This is a genomic window from Bacillus sp. KICET-3, assembly GCF_033261025.1.
In the GTDB taxonomy this organism is placed as follows: Bacteria; Bacillota; Bacilli; order Bacillales; family Bacillaceae; genus Bacillus; species Bacillus sonorensis.
In genome coordinates this window covers 2,141,498-2,157,772 of sequence record NZ_CP137345.1, presented here as the reverse complement: position 1 = coordinate 2,157,772, position 16,275 = coordinate 2,141,498, and the positions used below count along the sequence as shown (strand labels likewise).

At 32.3% G+C, this 16,275-nt stretch carries 29 protein-coding genes; 1 reads left to right on the top strand and 28 read right to left on the bottom strand.

Features of this window, described 5'->3' with window-relative positions; all coding sequences use genetic code 11:
- Positions 1–19: 19 nt before the first annotated feature.
- From R5H20_RS10725 to R5H20_RS10675, 11 genes are all read right to left on the bottom strand, one after another.
- Positions 20–1,120 (bottom strand): tyrosine-type recombinase/integrase, encoded by a 1,101-nt coding sequence (locus R5H20_RS10725; RefSeq protein ID WP_088272911.1) that lies wholly within the window; start codon positions 1,118–1,120, stop codon positions 20–22.
- A 63-nt stretch (positions 1,121–1,183) separates the two neighbouring features.
- Positions 1,184–1,486 (bottom strand): hypothetical protein, encoded by a 303-nt coding sequence (locus tag R5H20_RS10720; protein ID WP_065894446.1) that lies wholly within the window; start codon positions 1,484–1,486, stop codon positions 1,184–1,186.
- Positions 1,483–1,692, bottom strand: a complete 210-nt coding sequence (locus R5H20_RS10715; RefSeq protein WP_088272912.1) for a hypothetical protein — start codon at positions 1,690–1,692, stop codon at positions 1,483–1,485. The genes R5H20_RS10720 and R5H20_RS10715 overlap by 4 nt, the downstream gene beginning before the upstream one ends.
- A gap of 402 nt (positions 1,693–2,094) precedes the next feature.
- Entirely contained in the window at positions 2,095–3,261 is a 1,167-nt protein-coding gene (locus R5H20_RS10710; RefSeq protein WP_088272913.1) for an AimR family lysis-lysogeny pheromone receptor, read from the bottom strand.
- 136 nt (positions 3,262–3,397) lie between these two features.
- Positions 3,398–3,625: a hypothetical protein gene (locus R5H20_RS10705; RefSeq protein ID WP_088272914.1), complete on the bottom strand. Its 228-nt coding sequence runs from the start codon at positions 3,623–3,625 to the stop codon at positions 3,398–3,400.
- Between the two features lie 52 nt (positions 3,626–3,677).
- Positions 3,678–5,135 (bottom strand): adenylate/guanylate cyclase domain-containing protein, encoded by a 1,458-nt coding sequence (locus R5H20_RS10700; RefSeq protein ID WP_088272915.1) that lies wholly within the window; start codon positions 5,133–5,135, stop codon positions 3,678–3,680.
- 10 nt (positions 5,136–5,145) lie between these two features.
- Positions 5,146–5,745, bottom strand: coding sequence for a Pycsar system effector family protein (locus R5H20_RS10695; RefSeq protein WP_088272916.1), 600 nt, complete (start codon positions 5,743–5,745; stop codon positions 5,146–5,148).
- Positions 5,746–5,772: 27 nt separating this feature from the next.
- A complete protein-coding gene (locus R5H20_RS10690) occupies positions 5,773–6,312 on the bottom strand; it encodes a hypothetical protein (RefSeq protein WP_088272917.1) in 540 nt (179 codons plus the stop codon).
- Positions 6,313–6,337: 25 nt separating this feature from the next.
- Complete coding sequence (locus tag R5H20_RS10685) at positions 6,338–6,616, bottom strand: recombinase family protein (RefSeq protein WP_088272918.1); 279 nt, start codon at positions 6,614–6,616, stop codon at positions 6,338–6,340.
- Positions 6,617–6,637: 21 nt separating this feature from the next.
- Positions 6,638–6,874, bottom strand: coding sequence for a hypothetical protein (locus R5H20_RS10680; protein WP_088272919.1), 237 nt, complete (start codon positions 6,872–6,874; stop codon positions 6,638–6,640).
- A gap of 300 nt (positions 6,875–7,174) precedes the next feature.
- Complete coding sequence (locus tag R5H20_RS10675; RefSeq protein WP_088272920.1) at positions 7,175–7,624, bottom strand: hypothetical protein; 450 nt, start codon at positions 7,622–7,624, stop codon at positions 7,175–7,177.
- Positions 7,625–7,717: 93 nt separating this feature from the next.
- Here R5H20_RS10675 and R5H20_RS10670 point away from each other — a divergent pair, with 93 nt between their 5' ends.
- The gene (locus R5H20_RS10670) at positions 7,718–7,897 is read left to right on the top strand and encodes a DUF8096 family protein (protein WP_065894433.1); all 180 of its coding nucleotides are present in this window, start codon (positions 7,718–7,720) and stop codon (positions 7,895–7,897) included.
- 50 nt (positions 7,898–7,947) lie between these two features.
- Here R5H20_RS10670 and R5H20_RS10665 read toward each other — a convergent pair whose 3' ends face one another.
- The 17 genes from R5H20_RS10665 to R5H20_RS10585 form a co-directional block, all read right to left on the bottom strand.
- The gene (locus tag R5H20_RS10665; RefSeq protein WP_006640579.1) at positions 7,948–8,169 is read right to left on the bottom strand and encodes a CAP domain-containing protein; all 222 of its coding nucleotides are present in this window, start codon (positions 8,167–8,169) and stop codon (positions 7,948–7,950) included.
- Entirely contained in the window at positions 8,166–8,678 is a 513-nt protein-coding gene (locus R5H20_RS10660) for a DUF262 domain-containing protein (protein ID WP_006640580.1), read from the bottom strand. Before R5H20_RS10660 ends, R5H20_RS10665 begins: the two co-directional genes overlap by 4 nt.
- Positions 8,679–8,944: 266 nt before the next feature.
- Positions 8,945–10,186, bottom strand: a complete 1,242-nt coding sequence (locus tag R5H20_RS10655) for a hypothetical protein (RefSeq protein ID WP_006640582.1) — start codon at positions 10,184–10,186, stop codon at positions 8,945–8,947.
- Between the two features lie 48 nt (positions 10,187–10,234).
- The gene (locus tag R5H20_RS10650; protein WP_088272922.1) at positions 10,235–10,534 is read right to left on the bottom strand and encodes a hypothetical protein; all 300 of its coding nucleotides are present in this window, start codon (positions 10,532–10,534) and stop codon (positions 10,235–10,237) included.
- A gap of 101 nt (positions 10,535–10,635) precedes the next feature.
- The gene (locus R5H20_RS10645; RefSeq protein WP_006640584.1) at positions 10,636–10,842 is read right to left on the bottom strand and encodes a helix-turn-helix domain-containing protein; all 207 of its coding nucleotides are present in this window, start codon (positions 10,840–10,842) and stop codon (positions 10,636–10,638) included.
- A 399-nt stretch (positions 10,843–11,241) separates the two neighbouring features.
- Positions 11,242–11,433: a hypothetical protein gene (locus tag R5H20_RS10640; protein ID WP_006640585.1), complete on the bottom strand. Its 192-nt coding sequence runs from the start codon at positions 11,431–11,433 to the stop codon at positions 11,242–11,244.
- Between the two features lie 132 nt (positions 11,434–11,565).
- Positions 11,566–11,778 (bottom strand): hypothetical protein, encoded by a 213-nt coding sequence (locus R5H20_RS10635; protein WP_006640586.1) that lies wholly within the window; start codon positions 11,776–11,778, stop codon positions 11,566–11,568.
- Between the two features lie 43 nt (positions 11,779–11,821).
- Positions 11,822–12,214, bottom strand: a complete 393-nt coding sequence (locus R5H20_RS10630; RefSeq protein ID WP_006640587.1) for a ribonuclease H family protein — start codon at positions 12,212–12,214, stop codon at positions 11,822–11,824.
- 44 nt (positions 12,215–12,258) lie between these two features.
- The gene (locus tag R5H20_RS10625; RefSeq protein WP_006640588.1) at positions 12,259–12,504 is read right to left on the bottom strand and encodes a hypothetical protein; all 246 of its coding nucleotides are present in this window, start codon (positions 12,502–12,504) and stop codon (positions 12,259–12,261) included.
- Positions 12,505–12,885: 381 nt separating this feature from the next.
- Complete coding sequence (locus R5H20_RS10620; RefSeq protein ID WP_006640589.1) at positions 12,886–13,128, bottom strand: hypothetical protein; 243 nt, start codon at positions 13,126–13,128, stop codon at positions 12,886–12,888.
- Between the two features lie 272 nt (positions 13,129–13,400).
- Positions 13,401–13,670 carry a hypothetical protein gene (locus R5H20_RS10615; RefSeq protein ID WP_006640590.1) on the bottom strand — a complete coding sequence of 90 codons (270 nt, stop codon included), beginning with the start codon at positions 13,668–13,670 and terminating at the stop codon, positions 13,401–13,403.
- Between the two features lie 33 nt (positions 13,671–13,703).
- Positions 13,704–13,898 carry a hypothetical protein gene (locus tag R5H20_RS10610; protein WP_048407291.1) on the bottom strand — a complete coding sequence of 65 codons (195 nt, stop codon included), beginning with the start codon at positions 13,896–13,898 and terminating at the stop codon, positions 13,704–13,706.
- 154 nt (positions 13,899–14,052) lie between these two features.
- A complete protein-coding gene (locus R5H20_RS10605) occupies positions 14,053–14,265 on the bottom strand; it encodes a hypothetical protein (RefSeq protein WP_006640591.1) in 213 nt (70 codons plus the stop codon).
- A 32-nt stretch (positions 14,266–14,297) separates the two neighbouring features.
- Entirely contained in the window at positions 14,298–14,738 is a 441-nt protein-coding gene (locus R5H20_RS10600) for a hypothetical protein (protein ID WP_048407292.1), read from the bottom strand.
- Positions 14,739–14,758: 20 nt separating this feature from the next.
- Entirely contained in the window at positions 14,759–15,109 is a 351-nt protein-coding gene (locus R5H20_RS10595; RefSeq protein WP_006640593.1) for a hypothetical protein, read from the bottom strand.
- 113 nt (positions 15,110–15,222) lie between these two features.
- Complete coding sequence (locus R5H20_RS10590) at positions 15,223–15,480, bottom strand: hypothetical protein (protein ID WP_006640594.1); 258 nt, start codon at positions 15,478–15,480, stop codon at positions 15,223–15,225.
- A gap of 6 nt (positions 15,481–15,486) precedes the next feature.
- A complete protein-coding gene (locus R5H20_RS10585) occupies positions 15,487–16,179 on the bottom strand; it encodes a hypothetical protein (RefSeq protein WP_006640595.1) in 693 nt (230 codons plus the stop codon).
- Between the last annotated feature and the right edge of the window lie 96 nt (positions 16,180–16,275).

Genomic DNA, 16,275 nt, shown 5'->3' with positions numbered 1-16,275 from the left:
CGCCTTTTTTTAATCAAGATTATAATGGTTTAACCGCGAAAAAATGTAATGCCTTTCTTAACGTTTGTTTATCACACTGCTCAAAAAAACGTAAGAATTCTTCTTTTGTAATGTCTTTCAAAATTGATACATCTAATTCTTCATCCATTATAATACCTGCAGTCTGTGAAATGTCTTTATTATCATTTAAATAACGTAGTGTTGTGTCGAATCTGCTGTGGTCTGCTTGCTTCATTGCAGCTCTATAATCTTTCCCTGTCGCCTCAAATACTTCAGTTATTCCCACTCCTCTAAATGAATGAGGTACTATACCTTTTTCTTCAGGTATTCCAAGTCTTTTCAATGCACGCTTTAGTGATTCTCTAAAAGCGTCTTCTGAAAGTCCTTCAAACACTCTGTCAGTGTCTTTTGTTTCTTCACTCTTTAATGCAAGTAACTGTTCATAAAACACTCTGTGTATACCTGTAGTACGCAATTTCGCTCCCTTGTCAATGACCGTAACAATAAACCAATCCGGGTTTTCAGAAGAAACCTCAAAATCACACCATCTAACGTCCAGGGCAGCCGATATTCTGAAAGATGATCTAAGCAAAAAACCTCCGAACAATTTTTTCAAAAGTGGTTTTTGCTTTTCATAAATGAACATATTTTCACAGATCATCTCTGCTTGAATTTGGGAAGTGTTTGCCCTAGTTCTCTTTATTTCAGGACTTCTTTTAATTTTATAGAAAGCATCATCGTCAACAAATTCAGGATACAGTCTCTTGAGCTCCGAGTGAAGCGATTTCAATGCTGCGATCTTTCGATTAATTGTTGTGTTAGCTAATCCCTTCTGTGTAAGATGGTGTTTAAATGCCAAAACATCTGACCTTTTAAAAGACAGATGCTCCTCTTTTAAAAATTCAATTTCAGTTTTACAATAAAATCTAAAGAACTGCTTTATGTCACCTAAATAATTTATTGCTGTGTTTGATTGAAGTCCGTACTTGGATTTTTTCTTTTGTTTTCTGTCAAATCCTTTAACGTTTCCGGCCAAGCTTTCGGTGTCTTTCTCTCTTAAATAAGTTAAAATATCATTAAAGACCGAGTATTCCCGGATAGATTTAACTTGAGCACCCATTATCCGTAAATCCCCCTTTTTATAAGCTATATTATGTATTCGATTTATATTTTTAATTTGTTTTTATTTAGATAGGAAAACTCCAAATTCGTTCAATGCGTCTTCTTTTATGTCTAATAAAAATTTTAGAACTTCTTTATTCTTTTCTTTCTTTTCAAATAGATCACTACAAGTTATTCTAATTATTTTAATCGATTCGTTTATTTGTTTAAAAAATTCATCTATTCTTAATTTCGCTCTAAACAACTCCATTGAGCTGTTGGATCGTAATAATTGATGTCTAATATGTAGCCTTTCGTCTTGAAATGTTTTTATAATCTCTCCATAATCATTATCTGCTTTTAATTTGTTTTTTATATTTCTCATCTATTTTCCCCTATTTGTGCACTCAGTAGCGCCATATAACCTTTTGTGAGTTCTTTTCTAATATTTTTTCTCTTTTCTTTATCTAGCTGCTCTTTTTCATGATCAACATCAAAAATCCATTTTTCTCCATACTTTCTTAATTTATTTTCATATGCTTGTTTGAAGTACTCAATTGTGTTATTGCTTTGTTGGCCGCATGGAATCATAATCTGAACCCCTCTCTAACTAAACTATTTATTAATATATTATCATTTTAATTGATATAAGAAGCTTTGTAAACCCTTTTAGATTATTTTTCCACGGCAAATAGCACATTCTTTTTGGCTTTTTTGAATGTGCTGCATGACTTATGATTTTACTGAAATGGAGAACTTGAATTTTAATAAAAATTCTAAGAAAATGGAAAAGACGCTTGACTAAAGTGTCAAACGTCCAGTTATGTATAAAGTGCTTTTATTTAATTTTATGCTCCAACCGTAAACCCTGCAATAGAATAGCCGCTGTTGTTAACTTGGGAAGCAACGTATCCTACTGCCAGAAGAGTAGCTGAAACAAAGATTCCGATCAATAATTTCTTCATACTATCACCTCCTTTCAAGGATAATGAATTACATTACCATTATCTCTAAAATTTCTTTGTCTACTCCCAATTTCTCCAACTCCATTAAAGGCAGTCTACAAGAGAATTTATCACCGCTCATTTTAAAATACTTAACTGATTTTAAGAAATAATCTTTAGAATTTTCAACAAGTCCTTTGTAATAATAATGCAATCCCATTTCATTAGCGTCTTGCTCTAAAACCTCTAATTTAGAAAGCATTTTTTTGGCCTGTCCAATATCCCCTTTTCTGATAAGATAATGAATAACCTCTTGTCTATCTATGATTTCCTTAGAGTCTACATTTAAATATTTGTTTTCTTTATTCCATAAATTCTCTAAAAAACAAAGGTTTCTAATAGCAAATCGCTCATAAAATGCATCCCCTTTTACAAGTTCTAATCCTTTTAAAAAACAACTTTTAGATTTCTCATAATCAGTCATCATTAAAGAACTCCCATAGGTAAGAAACGAGAAAAAATTAATTCTTTTTACATTTGAGTTTTCCATTCCATATTTGGCATACTCCCGTGCTTTTTCAAGCTCATTAGTTCCAAAAAAACAATTAGCTAACAACAGCATATATCTACTTTTAAATGAATAATAAACATAATTCTCGTTCCTAATAACGTCTAAGACTACGTTCTCACTCATATCTTTAAGCCTGGTAAACTGCCTTGAAGCAAGAATGGAATACATAGGAATTAACCTTGAATAAACCTTCATTTCAAGTGATTTAGGATTAATTTCTCCCAGAATCCTTATACACTCTTCGATGCTTATCTTTCCGCAGTCGAGTTCTCTTTGGAGAGAGTATACCTTTCCCCATTCCTTACTGATTGCATTTTTAGCAGCTCTTAAGTTCTCGATATGAGTATCTAAAGTATCGTATAACTGATTTACACTTAAATATTCTAAACCTTGTCTTGCTGCAGACTTATTAGGATCTAAAGTTAGTATGTATTCACTCATTAATTCAAATTCATTATCAGGGGATACTCTTTGAACAACATTTATTAAGCCCTGGATGTTATCCATTTCTTTTTTATCATTAAAAATAAACTGATGAAACCCAGATGAATTAGAATATCCAGCTATTTTAGCGAGTTCTTTTTCGAGTCCTCGTTCTTCTTCACATTTGTTCTTTAATAAACTTTTCAACTCCAATTCTTTCACCACGTTTCCCCTTTTAATATACATTCATAATATCATGGTACACATTTCTGGTCAATTATTATTTTTAATTTGTTTATAAAATTTTAAATGCACAGAAGATCGCTCTCCCCTGCGCATCATAGGTTATATAATATTTTCAATTTTCTTTTTTCATTAAGATATTTAAGTGCTCTCTAAGAAACTTTTCGAACTCTTCATCATTATTAAGGTCATTGAGATCCGTTTCTTTATTTAATATAGTTTGCTGACTGTTATACTCACTTTTCAAAGTCTCAATAAGCTGCAGAAAGCTTTTGTCGTGCTGTCGCTCCCAGATTTGAGTAATCAACCCTGCTATTCTATTAATTCGTTCACCGTCTCTCATGAAACACCTCCAAATGACTTTAAAACAATTATTTTAAATGGATTTGTTATTATTACATGTTAATTTGCGCCAACTCGAGGGCATAATCAGGAGAAACACCTAAACGAATTAGAGAGTCCTTAATATCATTTTTATCATAAGCCACGTAATCCTTGCTATAATGTTTCATAGTATATTGAATAAGCTCTATATATTCCTCTATTTTGTTTAACCTCTTAACAATTTTCTCCACAACCATTGGATTCGGCATTTCAAAACATTTTTTTGATTCGCTATTCCTTAATTGTTCCTTTATTAAACGATATGCCCATCCAATGTCTTTGTCTTCTAAGAAGCTAATTAGTTTCCAATAATGTAGGTCATTTTTAACTTGTACGTTACTCTTCCCTATTTTGTTACCTAGAATAACAACCTCATCATAAAGGGATCTAAATCCCTCAAGTGTAAGTGTATCTAATTGGTCATACAATATTTTAGTTTTTATTTCATATTCTGCAGTGATTTTTCTTTGGCTTATGGTCTTCTCCTTGATATTTAATTCACTTTCTTTTTTTTGTATTCTTTCTCCTCGTTTCAGCAGTTCTTTTTCTAGACTTTTCAATTCATCTTGTTTCCTTACTATATCTTCCATCTTTTGGAATGCTAAAGTTAAAACTTGATCGGCTTTTTGTATTGGAGTAATCTCGTTATCTTTAATATTAGGAATTGCCTTGAGTCTAACTGTTTTTTCATCATTAACATTGTCATTATCTCTTATTTCTTGCTCATGTTGAAAACAATCAAGATAATAATTTTTAATAACATAGCCTTTAAAAAAGTCTTCATTTTTAAATCGCAATACATTATTCCATAAATCGTTCCCGCTATGATCCTTTTTGAACTGAAATGGCAAGCCATCAAAAAAACGTTGAGTAATAAATATTTCACCTGGCTCAGCCATGTCTGTGTGTTTACTTGCGATATTTGCAATTTTTCCAGCCCAAACTAAATCTTTCGACTCTTCTTCCCGCAACTTCATGCCGACTTGAGTAAGTAATACATTTCCATAGTCAATACCTATACCACATTCTATCTGTTTCCCATTTACAGTTTCTTGGCATTTAGGGTTAAAGTAGTTGTCAATTACAGTGAGAATCGCTCTTGCAGCTTCTAAAGCTTTTTCAGTTGATTTTCTGTCTTCATCGTCCACAAACACGCCCATAACTCGATCGCCTACAATCTGTCTTACACTTCCACCACTATAATTAATACACATTACGATTGCACGCACAAAAGCTCTATATATCTTTGCCATACTTTTAGCCCAAGAGCTATCTGATAAGCTGGTCGAGCCCCTAATGTCAACGAACAGAATTGAGCAGCTAACCACTAAACCTATATTAACGTCCTCTAGTTCCTCAACAGAAGGAACTACACCGCCATCATAATCCTGTACCTTCATTTCTGAATCAAAAACTTCACTCAGCTTATATTTAATTTCTTCTAACTTATCAAGTTTCCAGTTCTCCATTTCCCCACCTCTATTTAACTAAAAACATTGTCCAAGTTCCCATAATCAAAAATAATGCAAAAAACAGTAATGACCATTTTGTAAATGACATTGCTTTTTTAAAACTTGTAAATTTTTCAGTTGCTATTTTTGAATTAATATAGACTTGTGACTCTATGTCCTGTATTAAATCTTCCTCTGATTCTAATTGTTTATTTTCTTTATAGAATTCGTTAAAACTTTTTTCTGCTATGCTTTGAAAATGCAAATTTGAATTGGCTTTAATATCATACTCAATAAAGTGGTTAGGATCTAAATTCGGTCTTAATGAATCTAAAATATACTTACTCGCAATCCCAAACAAAGAGAGAAAAACAATTAATATTATTAAGGACAGCGATGCTAAATAAAAAATAATATTTTTATAATCGAATGCCAGCAATATCTGAGCAATCGTTTTTAGAATGTCATAAAGAAACTCACTCGAAAACAGTACTCCTATAAATATTCCTAAAAAAGCGAGCACAAATGATGCTTTGCTGTCGCTGTTTGAAATCCAAAAGTTTATTCTATCTAAGTTTTTATATGCATCATCCTTGTTATATTTTCTTACTCTGTTACTATTCTTCATAAAATTTTCCCCTATGATATGAATTTACTATAAATTATACTTTTTTAAATCCTCTAAGACTCTATAATGATATTCAGAATCCTCTTCCAATACGTCATATACTATTTTTGTTTTCGCGTATTCATCTGCCCAAGACATATCGAATGTATCTTGTGAACTCACTAACAATATTTTTTTAACATTTTTAAAGAAATTAAGATCCTTCATTAACTCTTCTCTAAGGGTCTGTTTTGTCAAAGGCTTAAGAGGGTATACAATTACAAAATCAAAATCATTTGGCGTCTTATCCCATGTTCTTTTATTAACAGTATCAATATAAATGGTACTTCCATTCAAATTATAAGGAACTCCTGTTTTTAAAGCTCCCGTTGCTTTCATGAACACTTTAGCATTATCTAAGCTGCTAGTTCTAAGTAAAATTCTTGATCCAGCGAAATTCTCAGTTATTGTTTTAAATACTAACTCATGTTTTCTAAACATGTTTGTCCCAGTCATCAAAGCGGTTTTCTCCTCTGACTCAATAAAAGAAAGAATTTTTTCAATTGCTTGATCCTTATTATTGTTCATTTGTTTCGCTCATCCTCTTCTGTCCTTATTTAACCAATACTTTTATTTCCGCGCCTTTTGCTTTAATCTTTTCTAAGATTGATTTCATTTCCTCTTCATCTCTTGAGAGACGATCCAGACTCAATAAATATACTGTATCCCCACTCTTTAAATCGGTGATTAATTCATTGAGTGCTTGTTGTTCGTGTCTTCCAGGAACATCGTAATAGACCTTTTCGGCGCCTGCTTTATTGAGTTCATCAATATGTTTAAGCAGCATAGGTTTCTGTATCTCCATGCTCATTCGAGTGTATCCATAAATCATAATTTGTTCCCCCTCATCGTTTTAAATTTTTGTCACCGTTTCTTCTATTTCTAGCCCAGAGTTTAACCCATGAACTGTTTCTGTAATTGCAGTAACACCCTCAATAGATTTCATATACAACTCAGTGAGTTCTCTAATTTTCGTCATAGTCTCATCCTGATTTCTAATATTCAGTTCCATTTGACACAAGACGCTATTGTCTTGATCTTTCAGTGTAACATTAAACCTTTCTAATTCAGCTTTCAGATTTTTAACCATTTGATTCCTCTTCCTTTAATCAATAATACAAACACAATCTATGTATTCTCATTATTAATATTATACAACATAGGAAAGGATTAGTACCCAAAATGTGCGAGAGATAATACAAACACTGTTAGTCCTAGACTTAAAACACCAATAAAGATCAAATTGTCTTTCCAATTTTCAATAATCAATCTTAATCACCCCATGTAATTATTTTTAATTCGATTAAATTGGCCGTAATCATTGTCGGCTGCTGTTATGTCTGATTTATGTTTTGTTTATACTTTTAATTAGGATTAAAACGGTAATGCTTTATTCTTCATCGATGTAATCGTACCAAGAGTATCCGAAAGGATCATAGCCGTTAACATTTAATTTTACGCCAGCTTTTTCAAAATCATCTAATGTCCAAACAGGTTTATCTTTTAATAAATTGTTCAATTTATCAAGCATATCTCCATTATAGTCGCCGCGAAAGCGTAGTTCATTGATTAGCTTTACATTGTCCGCTTTTTTGATAATAATTGCTGTTTCAGTTTGAAAAACTCTTCCGATGCCACTTTCAATATCTTCTTCCTCAAGGTCATACCCTGAAACATTCACAAACACTACAGCATTTTCATCTTCATGCAATTCAAAAAAGTAGCTGAAATCATTGTTGTTTAATTTGTTTACTTCCATCAAACCTTCAATATCTTCAATCCTTTTATCACTGTTAAGCTCATTCCATTCGATTTCAATTTTGACTTTGGGCAGTTTCATTTTGTCTCCTCATTTCTTTGATATTGATCTGTATTTGGATTTCGAAATTTGTTATTCTTATAAAGCTGACTTTATTTTTTGAAGGTGATTTTTATGGAGAAAGAGTTTGAAACAAAGGGTTATGATACTTCTATTGTCTACGACTACAAAGAATATCCAGATGCTCATCATGGCCGATGTGACAATTGTGACAATACCTTGTTTAAAAGCTCAGTTAAGGACGGCATATTCTTGCGGGAATGTCGCCGCTGCGGGATGAAGAAGAGTATTTAACCGCTCTTCTTCCGCTGCCTGTTATGTTAAAATGCTTCTTTTATTTAAAGTTACTTAACGGGAAACATGTAGCTAACATAAACGTCAATATCCCCATTCTTAAATACTGCAACTTTATCAACATCAGGCTCAATTTTGTTTATAATCTCTTTAGCATCCTTGTTTTTCTTCGGTGTATTTGCAGTAACAATCCAATTCCAGTAATTCCATTCAGAAATACATGCCTTGATCTCTTCAGGGATTCTATGTCCGACTGTATAAGCCTTAATCATCCTGCAGCCTCCAATTCGTTCAACATATTCTTAACCCTTGCAATCTCTTCTTCTGAATGAACAGTACCGCCTGTGTTCAATTCAATATACCACTTAAGAACATCTTTCTTTGTAGGAAGATCGTTTATAACAAACTCTAATGCAATCAAATTACTCAAACTATCTTCGTATTCACCTAAAAAGTGCCCAAATACAGGGATTTCATTATTGAGGAATCTTAAACATGCTGTTATTCTTTGTAAACCATCAACACATACAAATTCACCTTCAGGCTTTTTCATCCAACCTTTTTGATTCAGATAGACTGGAGTTGTTTTACCACCCCTCAATAAATGTTCAACGAATTTAACTTGCTGCTCTTCAGTCCATACATGACCGCGCTGAAAGTCTGGGTTAAGCTGCAACCCTTCTTCAATATACGTTTCTATGGTGCTTTTTAAATATTTTAAAGGATGATGTACCCTATAGTTACCATCTTTCGTATAAGGTTTGATATCCGAAAATTTCATAAGTGATCTCCTCTCTATGTATTAAAATCAAATGAAAGAGTTGTTTTATTTAAACTTTTTGCAGTGTTTTAATATCATTAGCAGAAAGGCACTGCCATCCGTTTTCCTTTGTATACAAATCATACCGCCCTGTATCATTTAGAGTTTCTTTAATAGCGTCTATTGAGTTGAGATTCCATCCAATTGAAGGATCGTTTAAAAGCGTCTGACCATCATTCAAAATTATTCGCAACATATACAGCGCCCTTCCTTATAAAATCGTAATTTTATATAAACTCTAACAATACAGTTGTAAAAATACCGATCAATGATGCAATGAGTGATAAAGTTGCTATTAGTATAACTAAATTTTCCTTCTGAATAGAATAAGCCATTTTAATATGATCAAAGCATTCCTCATAGATAGTATTATATTTCTTTGTATATTGCCCATTTTCAAAACTAATTGAATCTTCTTCTTCCCCCCCATAAAAAGGTGTCCAGTTTTCTAATAATTCTTTAGAATCGCGATAGCCCTGATGTAGTTTATTATCATTTAATGAACGTATTTTGTTAATCAACCATTTATAATCGTTTAGGGAGACCCTCTTTTTTGAACCTGAAAAATATTTGTTAATCCTTGAGTCAATTTCAAAACTTTCTATTTTTTCGAATAGAAAATAATAAAAATCCATCCTATAATTAGAAAGTAGTTGCAAAAAATTCATTGCTGAATATGCACCAGAAAAGTACAAATTCATTTTTAATCCTTCTTCGCTCGTTAAATCAACAACCAGATATTTATTTTCAATTTCATAAGTTCTACAGAGAAAGACATCGTTAAAATACTCGTTTTTAAAATGTTCTTGAGGAACATAAACTGCGTTATATTGTGGCAAAATATATTCGCTTCCAAAATTCAATCTAAACGTATTTAATAGCTTTGCTTGCAGGGCTGCATCTCTAACCTTAGAAATAGAATTATAAATCAAGGAATAATGCTCTGATCTAATTATTTTATCAATATCGTAACATCCAAAAAACTTTTTCTTGTAAAGCAGCTCTTTATTTTCTTTTATGAAATCAATCCAGAGCTCATGAGTCATAGATTTTTTAAATGAGATTCTAAATTCAACTACTGCTTGATTATTATTTATTTGTGTAAAACCTGCTTCCACATCATCTATAAATAAATCATCTAAAAAAGTTACTTTGCATAACGACCGCGTACTAGAACGATCGTATTGGATATTCAAATACATTAAATTCTTATATTTTTTAGGAATTAATGAAAGTTCAATTCTGTATTTTTTATTATTTAAATTATGTATTCCCTTTATTAAATTGTTCAATTGTTTATTATTAAAAACATCAAAAAATGTAACTTCCCAAACACCTATATTATAGTTAGATAAAAGCTCTTCTTTATGAGTATTAATGAATTCTAAATAGCTTTCATTACGCTCTATGGTTTCAAGAAATTTATTAATAAATTTTTCTCGGTATTTATGTATCTCTCTTTTTCGCAAAAAGCATCACCCTTATTCCAATTACTATTACTATATAAAAGACTGGTTTTATTCTAACTCTTGATCAGAAGAATCTTTCTTTTCCTTTTTGCTTTCCTTGATCTTATGTAGCAGCTCATTCATTTCTTTAGCATCGTCTTCAGGAAGCAAATCAGACTTTAAAAGAAATTCGTTTGCTTCCCCAACCACATGCGCGGTCATTTCCAAACACTCAAAATGGATCTTGGATAATTCGCGGAGCTCTTCTTTTGTAATTGATCCATCATGCAGTTTAAACAGCAACTCTTTCAATCTTTCGACATGTGTGCTAAAAATTAAAGATCTAACTGAAGTTGAGCTGTTATCCATTTGATTTATCATCCTTTTTCAATGACTTAAGAAACCCACAAAAATCTCTCTAATGATTCCTTTAAAAGTATGATTTCATTCAAACTTACTTTGAGATAAACTCACTCATCTTTTTCGAATTTTATTAAATCACCTGGTTCACAGTTGAAATGCTTACAAAGCTTATCAAGCAATTCCCGTGGGTATCGTTCCATGTCATCGTTGTACATTTTTCTCACAGTTTCTTTCCCATGATTTATTTCGGCACTTAACCGAGAAATTGAGATACCTGCTTCATCTGCGATAGCCTTTAAATTTGATCTAATCATTTTTCTCACCTCTTATTCAACTTTACTTTGACTACTTAAAAACGTCAATCAAAATTTTCCTATTTCAGAAAATGCCCGTGATTTTTCAAGTTGGCTGTTATATCGTTTCCGCAAAAATTGCCCGCAACTTTTTACCGCTGCTGTTATACTGTTTTAATTTTTTTAGTGAGCTATGTGGCATCTTAAAAAATCCATTTGTGTACAAAATTTTGCCCGCAATAAAGGATAAGAGCTGTTATACGCTTTATAAAGGGTATCCCTTTTTGGTTGCTTTAAACTCTTTTTAAAATGGTGTTTTTATTCAATTCTGTCGCCTTTCTTTTTTGATTTTCTTTGAACAGCACGATCACCATTTACTCAATAATAGTACGGCCGTGTAAATGTGGGTCAAGATCAACCTTATAAACGATTTTCGTTTTTTGTTTGGTTAACTTTTTCAGCTTTATCAGAAGACGCTTTAATCCTTTCACTAACCTGCTTAAATTGTTCTTTTGCCTCTGGGGTCTCTAAAGCTCCAAAGAACTTATCAGCAAACTCATCCCCTAAAGTCTCCGCCGACCGCTTCTTAAATTCTTCTTTATCCTTATCCAACTTTAACCCTCCCACTCTTTTTGTTGCTTAAATATTAACATCTTTAACGGCATCATTCATTAATTAATCAAATTACACTTTATAAACACAGTAGCAGCCACCCGAAAACAACGTTCGTCATTTTAATTTGTTTTAATGATAGCAAGGCAGCTCCGCGCACCATTCAAGATAATCGTTAATACTGCCGCCATACTGCTGTTGGTATTCAATATAGCCTTCCGCAAGCTCATCTAGTACCTGTTCCTGGCTTCCCCATTCTTTGGACAAGTCTGAAGACTCTGGAGAAAGCAAGTACAATTTAATTTGCTCTCTTGTTACTTGGAATTGATTGTTATGTAAGATCATTGATTAACTCCTCTTTCTTGTTATATTAAAACAAAGTATACTTTCAAATATTTCTTAACCTTTGTGCTAATGCTTGTTGATATTTTTTCCCTTCCTCAGTAGCTGAACAGTCAATTAAATTAAGTGTATGCCCACCTTTTTCTATAGCCTCTAATAATTGATCTCCAACATCGCGGTTAACCCATTTCTTATGTTTTCTTTCGAACATGTACGAAAAACCAAAATTGTTTTGGGTATATAAGTTAACTTTACAACTATAAGAAAGACTCTCTATTGCTATTTTAGAAGCCAAAATAATTGATCTGTTTTGTGTCCTCTCTAAGCAAGTAAAATATGTTTCCTTCGCTATTTCTTTATATCTATGTATTACAACAGCCTTTCCGGATTCAGCAGGCGCTTTCTGTAAGACTCTAACGAATATATCAATTTCCATCATAGACATAATATTCACCTTTTCCAAAGATTTTATATTATATCCAATTATCCCACATATTCCTTGAAATGCTCAATATCATTTAAGATAAAACTCCGTGTCATTGATATTTTTCTATACAGAGCAAGGACTTTTCTATTTTCCCTTTCCCATTCAGGATTTTTCAAAATGGGAATACAAAACTCTTTTTCTAGCTCTGTCATGAGAATGGCAAGTTTTTCATCTTTTGTTTTTTCTGTAAAATTAGAATTTAAAATATCTTCGTATCGATTTTGATATTCTGACAATATCATTGTCTCATTCCTCCATTCTGTCTAAACTGCTCCTTATCAGTAATTGCAATTACATGTTTCATGACTTCTCCACATTCTGGACATTATCAAGCATTCTTTACCCTCCTATCTGTTTGAACAACTGTTTTATTTTCTGTAAAGCAAACCGCTTTTTAGTTCTACATTAAGTATTTCTAAAGAATCTTTGTCAAATTCAACAGGGCTTGACTGCATATAATCTATATAAAAATCAAGAGCATGATCAGGATTACAAAAAAAACTCGCTGCACCATTTGCTGTATTCTACCTCTGTTTTATCGGTTATAGGTTTACCACACTGTCCGCACTTTATTTTTCTCATTAGAAAAAAGTCCTTTCTGTTTAGAACTGCTGTTTTATTCATTAGTTTTCAAAAATCAGTTTTGTTTTATTGCCTATTAAAGAATCTGATAATATAACATTTTCATATTCGTCATATTCTAACTTAGAAAGATAAACTTTAAAGCCTTTTTTATTGCTTGATTTTATCAGATTTACGAGTTTTTCTGCTTCATTAAGCGCACTATTTTCAGTTAAAAAACTATTCATTTTTTCCCCGCCGTTATTGGATTTCAACACTACGCCGTAAAGAGTTTTAATATTCATAATATCATTTACCTCCTATGTAAAATTGTTGTTTTATTTAGAGTCCAAGTACCTTTTAGCTACTTCATCAATGTGCTTTTCAAGCCCTCCAATTGTTGCTCGTGTATTATTTCTCGCACATTCTCGAATATAGATCGTTACGTTTTCGCCTAATTCTGTGAGCCAATTTTCTCCACACTGTCCTTCATATGCTTTTCTTTCATACGATTCCAGCTTTTTCTACAAATCTTTTTCCCCATTTCAACCTTCTCCATTCTGTTTAAATTACTGTTTTATTCATCCTTAGAAAATTGTCTATTGAAAAGTTCAATCGCTCTATCATAGGTTGCTAATTGTGCGAGATGTTTGTCAATATTACTGCCATTTCCTTGCAAGCCATCCGATATATATAATTGCTGATTGTTTTTTAACTTTGATTCTAAATTATCTAACATGTTACGAATGCTTGAAATTTCATTCTCTAATCGCATTTTAGCCTGTTCTCTTTCTGCTTCAAGTATAACTAGGTTCCTATTTTCTTTCGTCATATCATTCTCTTTCATTTCAATCTCCCCGTTCTGTTTAAAATATGCATTTTATTTATTTAGTAGTTGATACACGTTTTCCATACTGTCCATCATGTCAGGAAACACTGTATGAAATACTTCTAGGTCATACTCTTCTAAAAGCACATTTTCTAATTCTTCGTACTTCTCATCAATTTCTAGTTCGTATTCTCTAGCTACCATTAACATTGATTTAAATGCATGAATTAAATCAATTTCATTCATATTATCATTCCTTTTCTTTTTAATTCGCATTTTAATCGCGATAAATAATATAGAGTTATTCCTGTTGCAACCTACCCAATAAGGGGAACGCTGGCGGCTTAATGCCTAGTTAACGTCACCGCCACGACTGTTATACTGTGTCTGATATATCCTTTTAATTTGTTTTATTTTTATTTAATAAGCTTTTTTGTGTCATTACCCAGTCACCGATTTTTTCAACCACTTCACAGAAATCATTATCAAATGGATAATCATCACAAAGATTACTATCTGTTATGCTGTCGGCTTGCTCCCAAGATTCCCGGATTTCATATGCTGAATTTTTGAACTGCATTAATGCGTTTATTAATTTTTCGTTGTGTGTCATTGTTAAATCCTTCCCATCTATGTAAAATATCTTTACTCGCAATATTCTTCTGTTACACTGATTTCAAAAGAACTGTTATCACTCTCTACACTGCTAGTATTTAAACCTTTCATAAACTCGTAGCCCCATGTGTGCCCTTCTCTCCCTCTGTTGTGAATATGCAGAGTATAGACAACAAACACCCTGTTAGGCTCTTCGGCTTCTTCCCACTTCCTCCCGCTGAATTTCTCCCATTCTTCCACCTGTTGCGGGGTAGGATATGCAATTAATTTATATTCGTACTCGTCTTGGACAAAATCTATTTTCTCGGCTTCTGTGTACTGTTTAAATTTTGTTTCGAACTCCTCGGCTTCTTCATTAGTCCAATCATTAGAAAGATAATCTTGAACTAAGTCGTCGAAAATATCGTTTAACGTTGTATGGTGTGAAAATTCTCCTGTCTGAAGATCTTTAATGATATACTGTTTTGTCATTTTAACCGCTCCATTCTTTTTCAATTAACATATGTTTCAAACTCATCTGCTAAGCTAGCATTAAAAAATCTTACAGCGTCAATAAAATAGTGAACTCCATTTTTAAACTCTTTTATTTTATCGATATCATTTTTTTCTTTAGCTCTGTTTAGGAATTTCAATTCACTATAGAATTCTTTTCTTATTTCATCATCGGATAGAGTAATCTCTCTCTCATAATCTCTTGCTGGCTTGTTGATTTCATCTCTTTTAACTCCAAACGCTTTCATGATTATTGCTATTTGTATCATTACTCTTGTACTATGCTCTCGTGTACTTAAATTTTGAGTACCTAAATCATTTACTTTTTCCATTAACTTTTTATTTCTCATTTCCCTCTCCCCTTTTCAAATTTTACTTTTAATTAGTGTTTTGGGTTTTTATTAATCGCTTTTTCTTATGTTTTTATTATACTACGACTATTTTAAATAGTCAACACATCTTTTTAATTTATTTTTAATTCGTCTTTGATTTCTCTTAAACATTCTAGAATTAAAGAAAATTTATCATCAGGAAACATTTTGTACCCTACAGCATCAACTTTAATCAGCTTGCATAAGGATTCTTTATAATGTTCTTTAAGCTCTTGAGCTTGCCTTTGTTTATTCATGATATCAATTTCAAATTGATCACGATTTAAACCGTATTTGCTTGATGGATCGCCTACACGCTTGCTATACATGAACCCAACTCTTTTTCTCATATATCCTTACCACCTTGTTATATTAATTATTGGTGTTAAATTAGTTGAGTTTGCCGCATCTGTTATAAACCGAGCGTCAAAAGCTCCATATCTGCTTTGTTTTACAATCAAGTCCGCTGTCTCGCTTACTACTTCTGTAGCTCTTGGATCGATGTCATGCCACCCTTTATAAACAATCAATGTATTAACAGGTGTAAACACTTCCTTATAATCAGTGCGTTTACGCTTCACCCTGTGAGTTAGAAAAAGACTGTATTTATATTGAGCATAAGCTTCTACTGACACATCTTTGACAACTGTTTGCGTAACACTTGGAAAACCAAAGTCATCATATTCAAGCATTGTTACCCTCTCGCCTTTTAAGGGTTCAAGTTGCCTAGCCGCTTCGGTGAATGTTTTTTTGTCTTCGCGATACATAAATGATTCTAAAAGATCAGTAACACAGTTCCCCGGATACATTCCTTTGAAATCGTAAATCATCATAGGAAATTTGTATTTTTTATCAAAGTCTTTTTCGATTTCCGTTTGTTCAAGCATTTCAAAGAATGTTTGTTTCACCTTCTTTTGCTGCTCCTCTGTCATATCTCCATAGACACAATGATCAACACTAAAGACAGCCTCCGCAAAGCAATCTAAGATAATATTTTCAAAAAAGTCTACCGGGCTCATTTCTTGCCCTTTGTATGTATAAGTTTTCATGCATATCACTCTCTTCTATAACTTTTAATTTGCTTATGTCTTTATTATAAGACGACTATGTTAAATAGTCAATATATTTCTTTTAATTTGTTTATA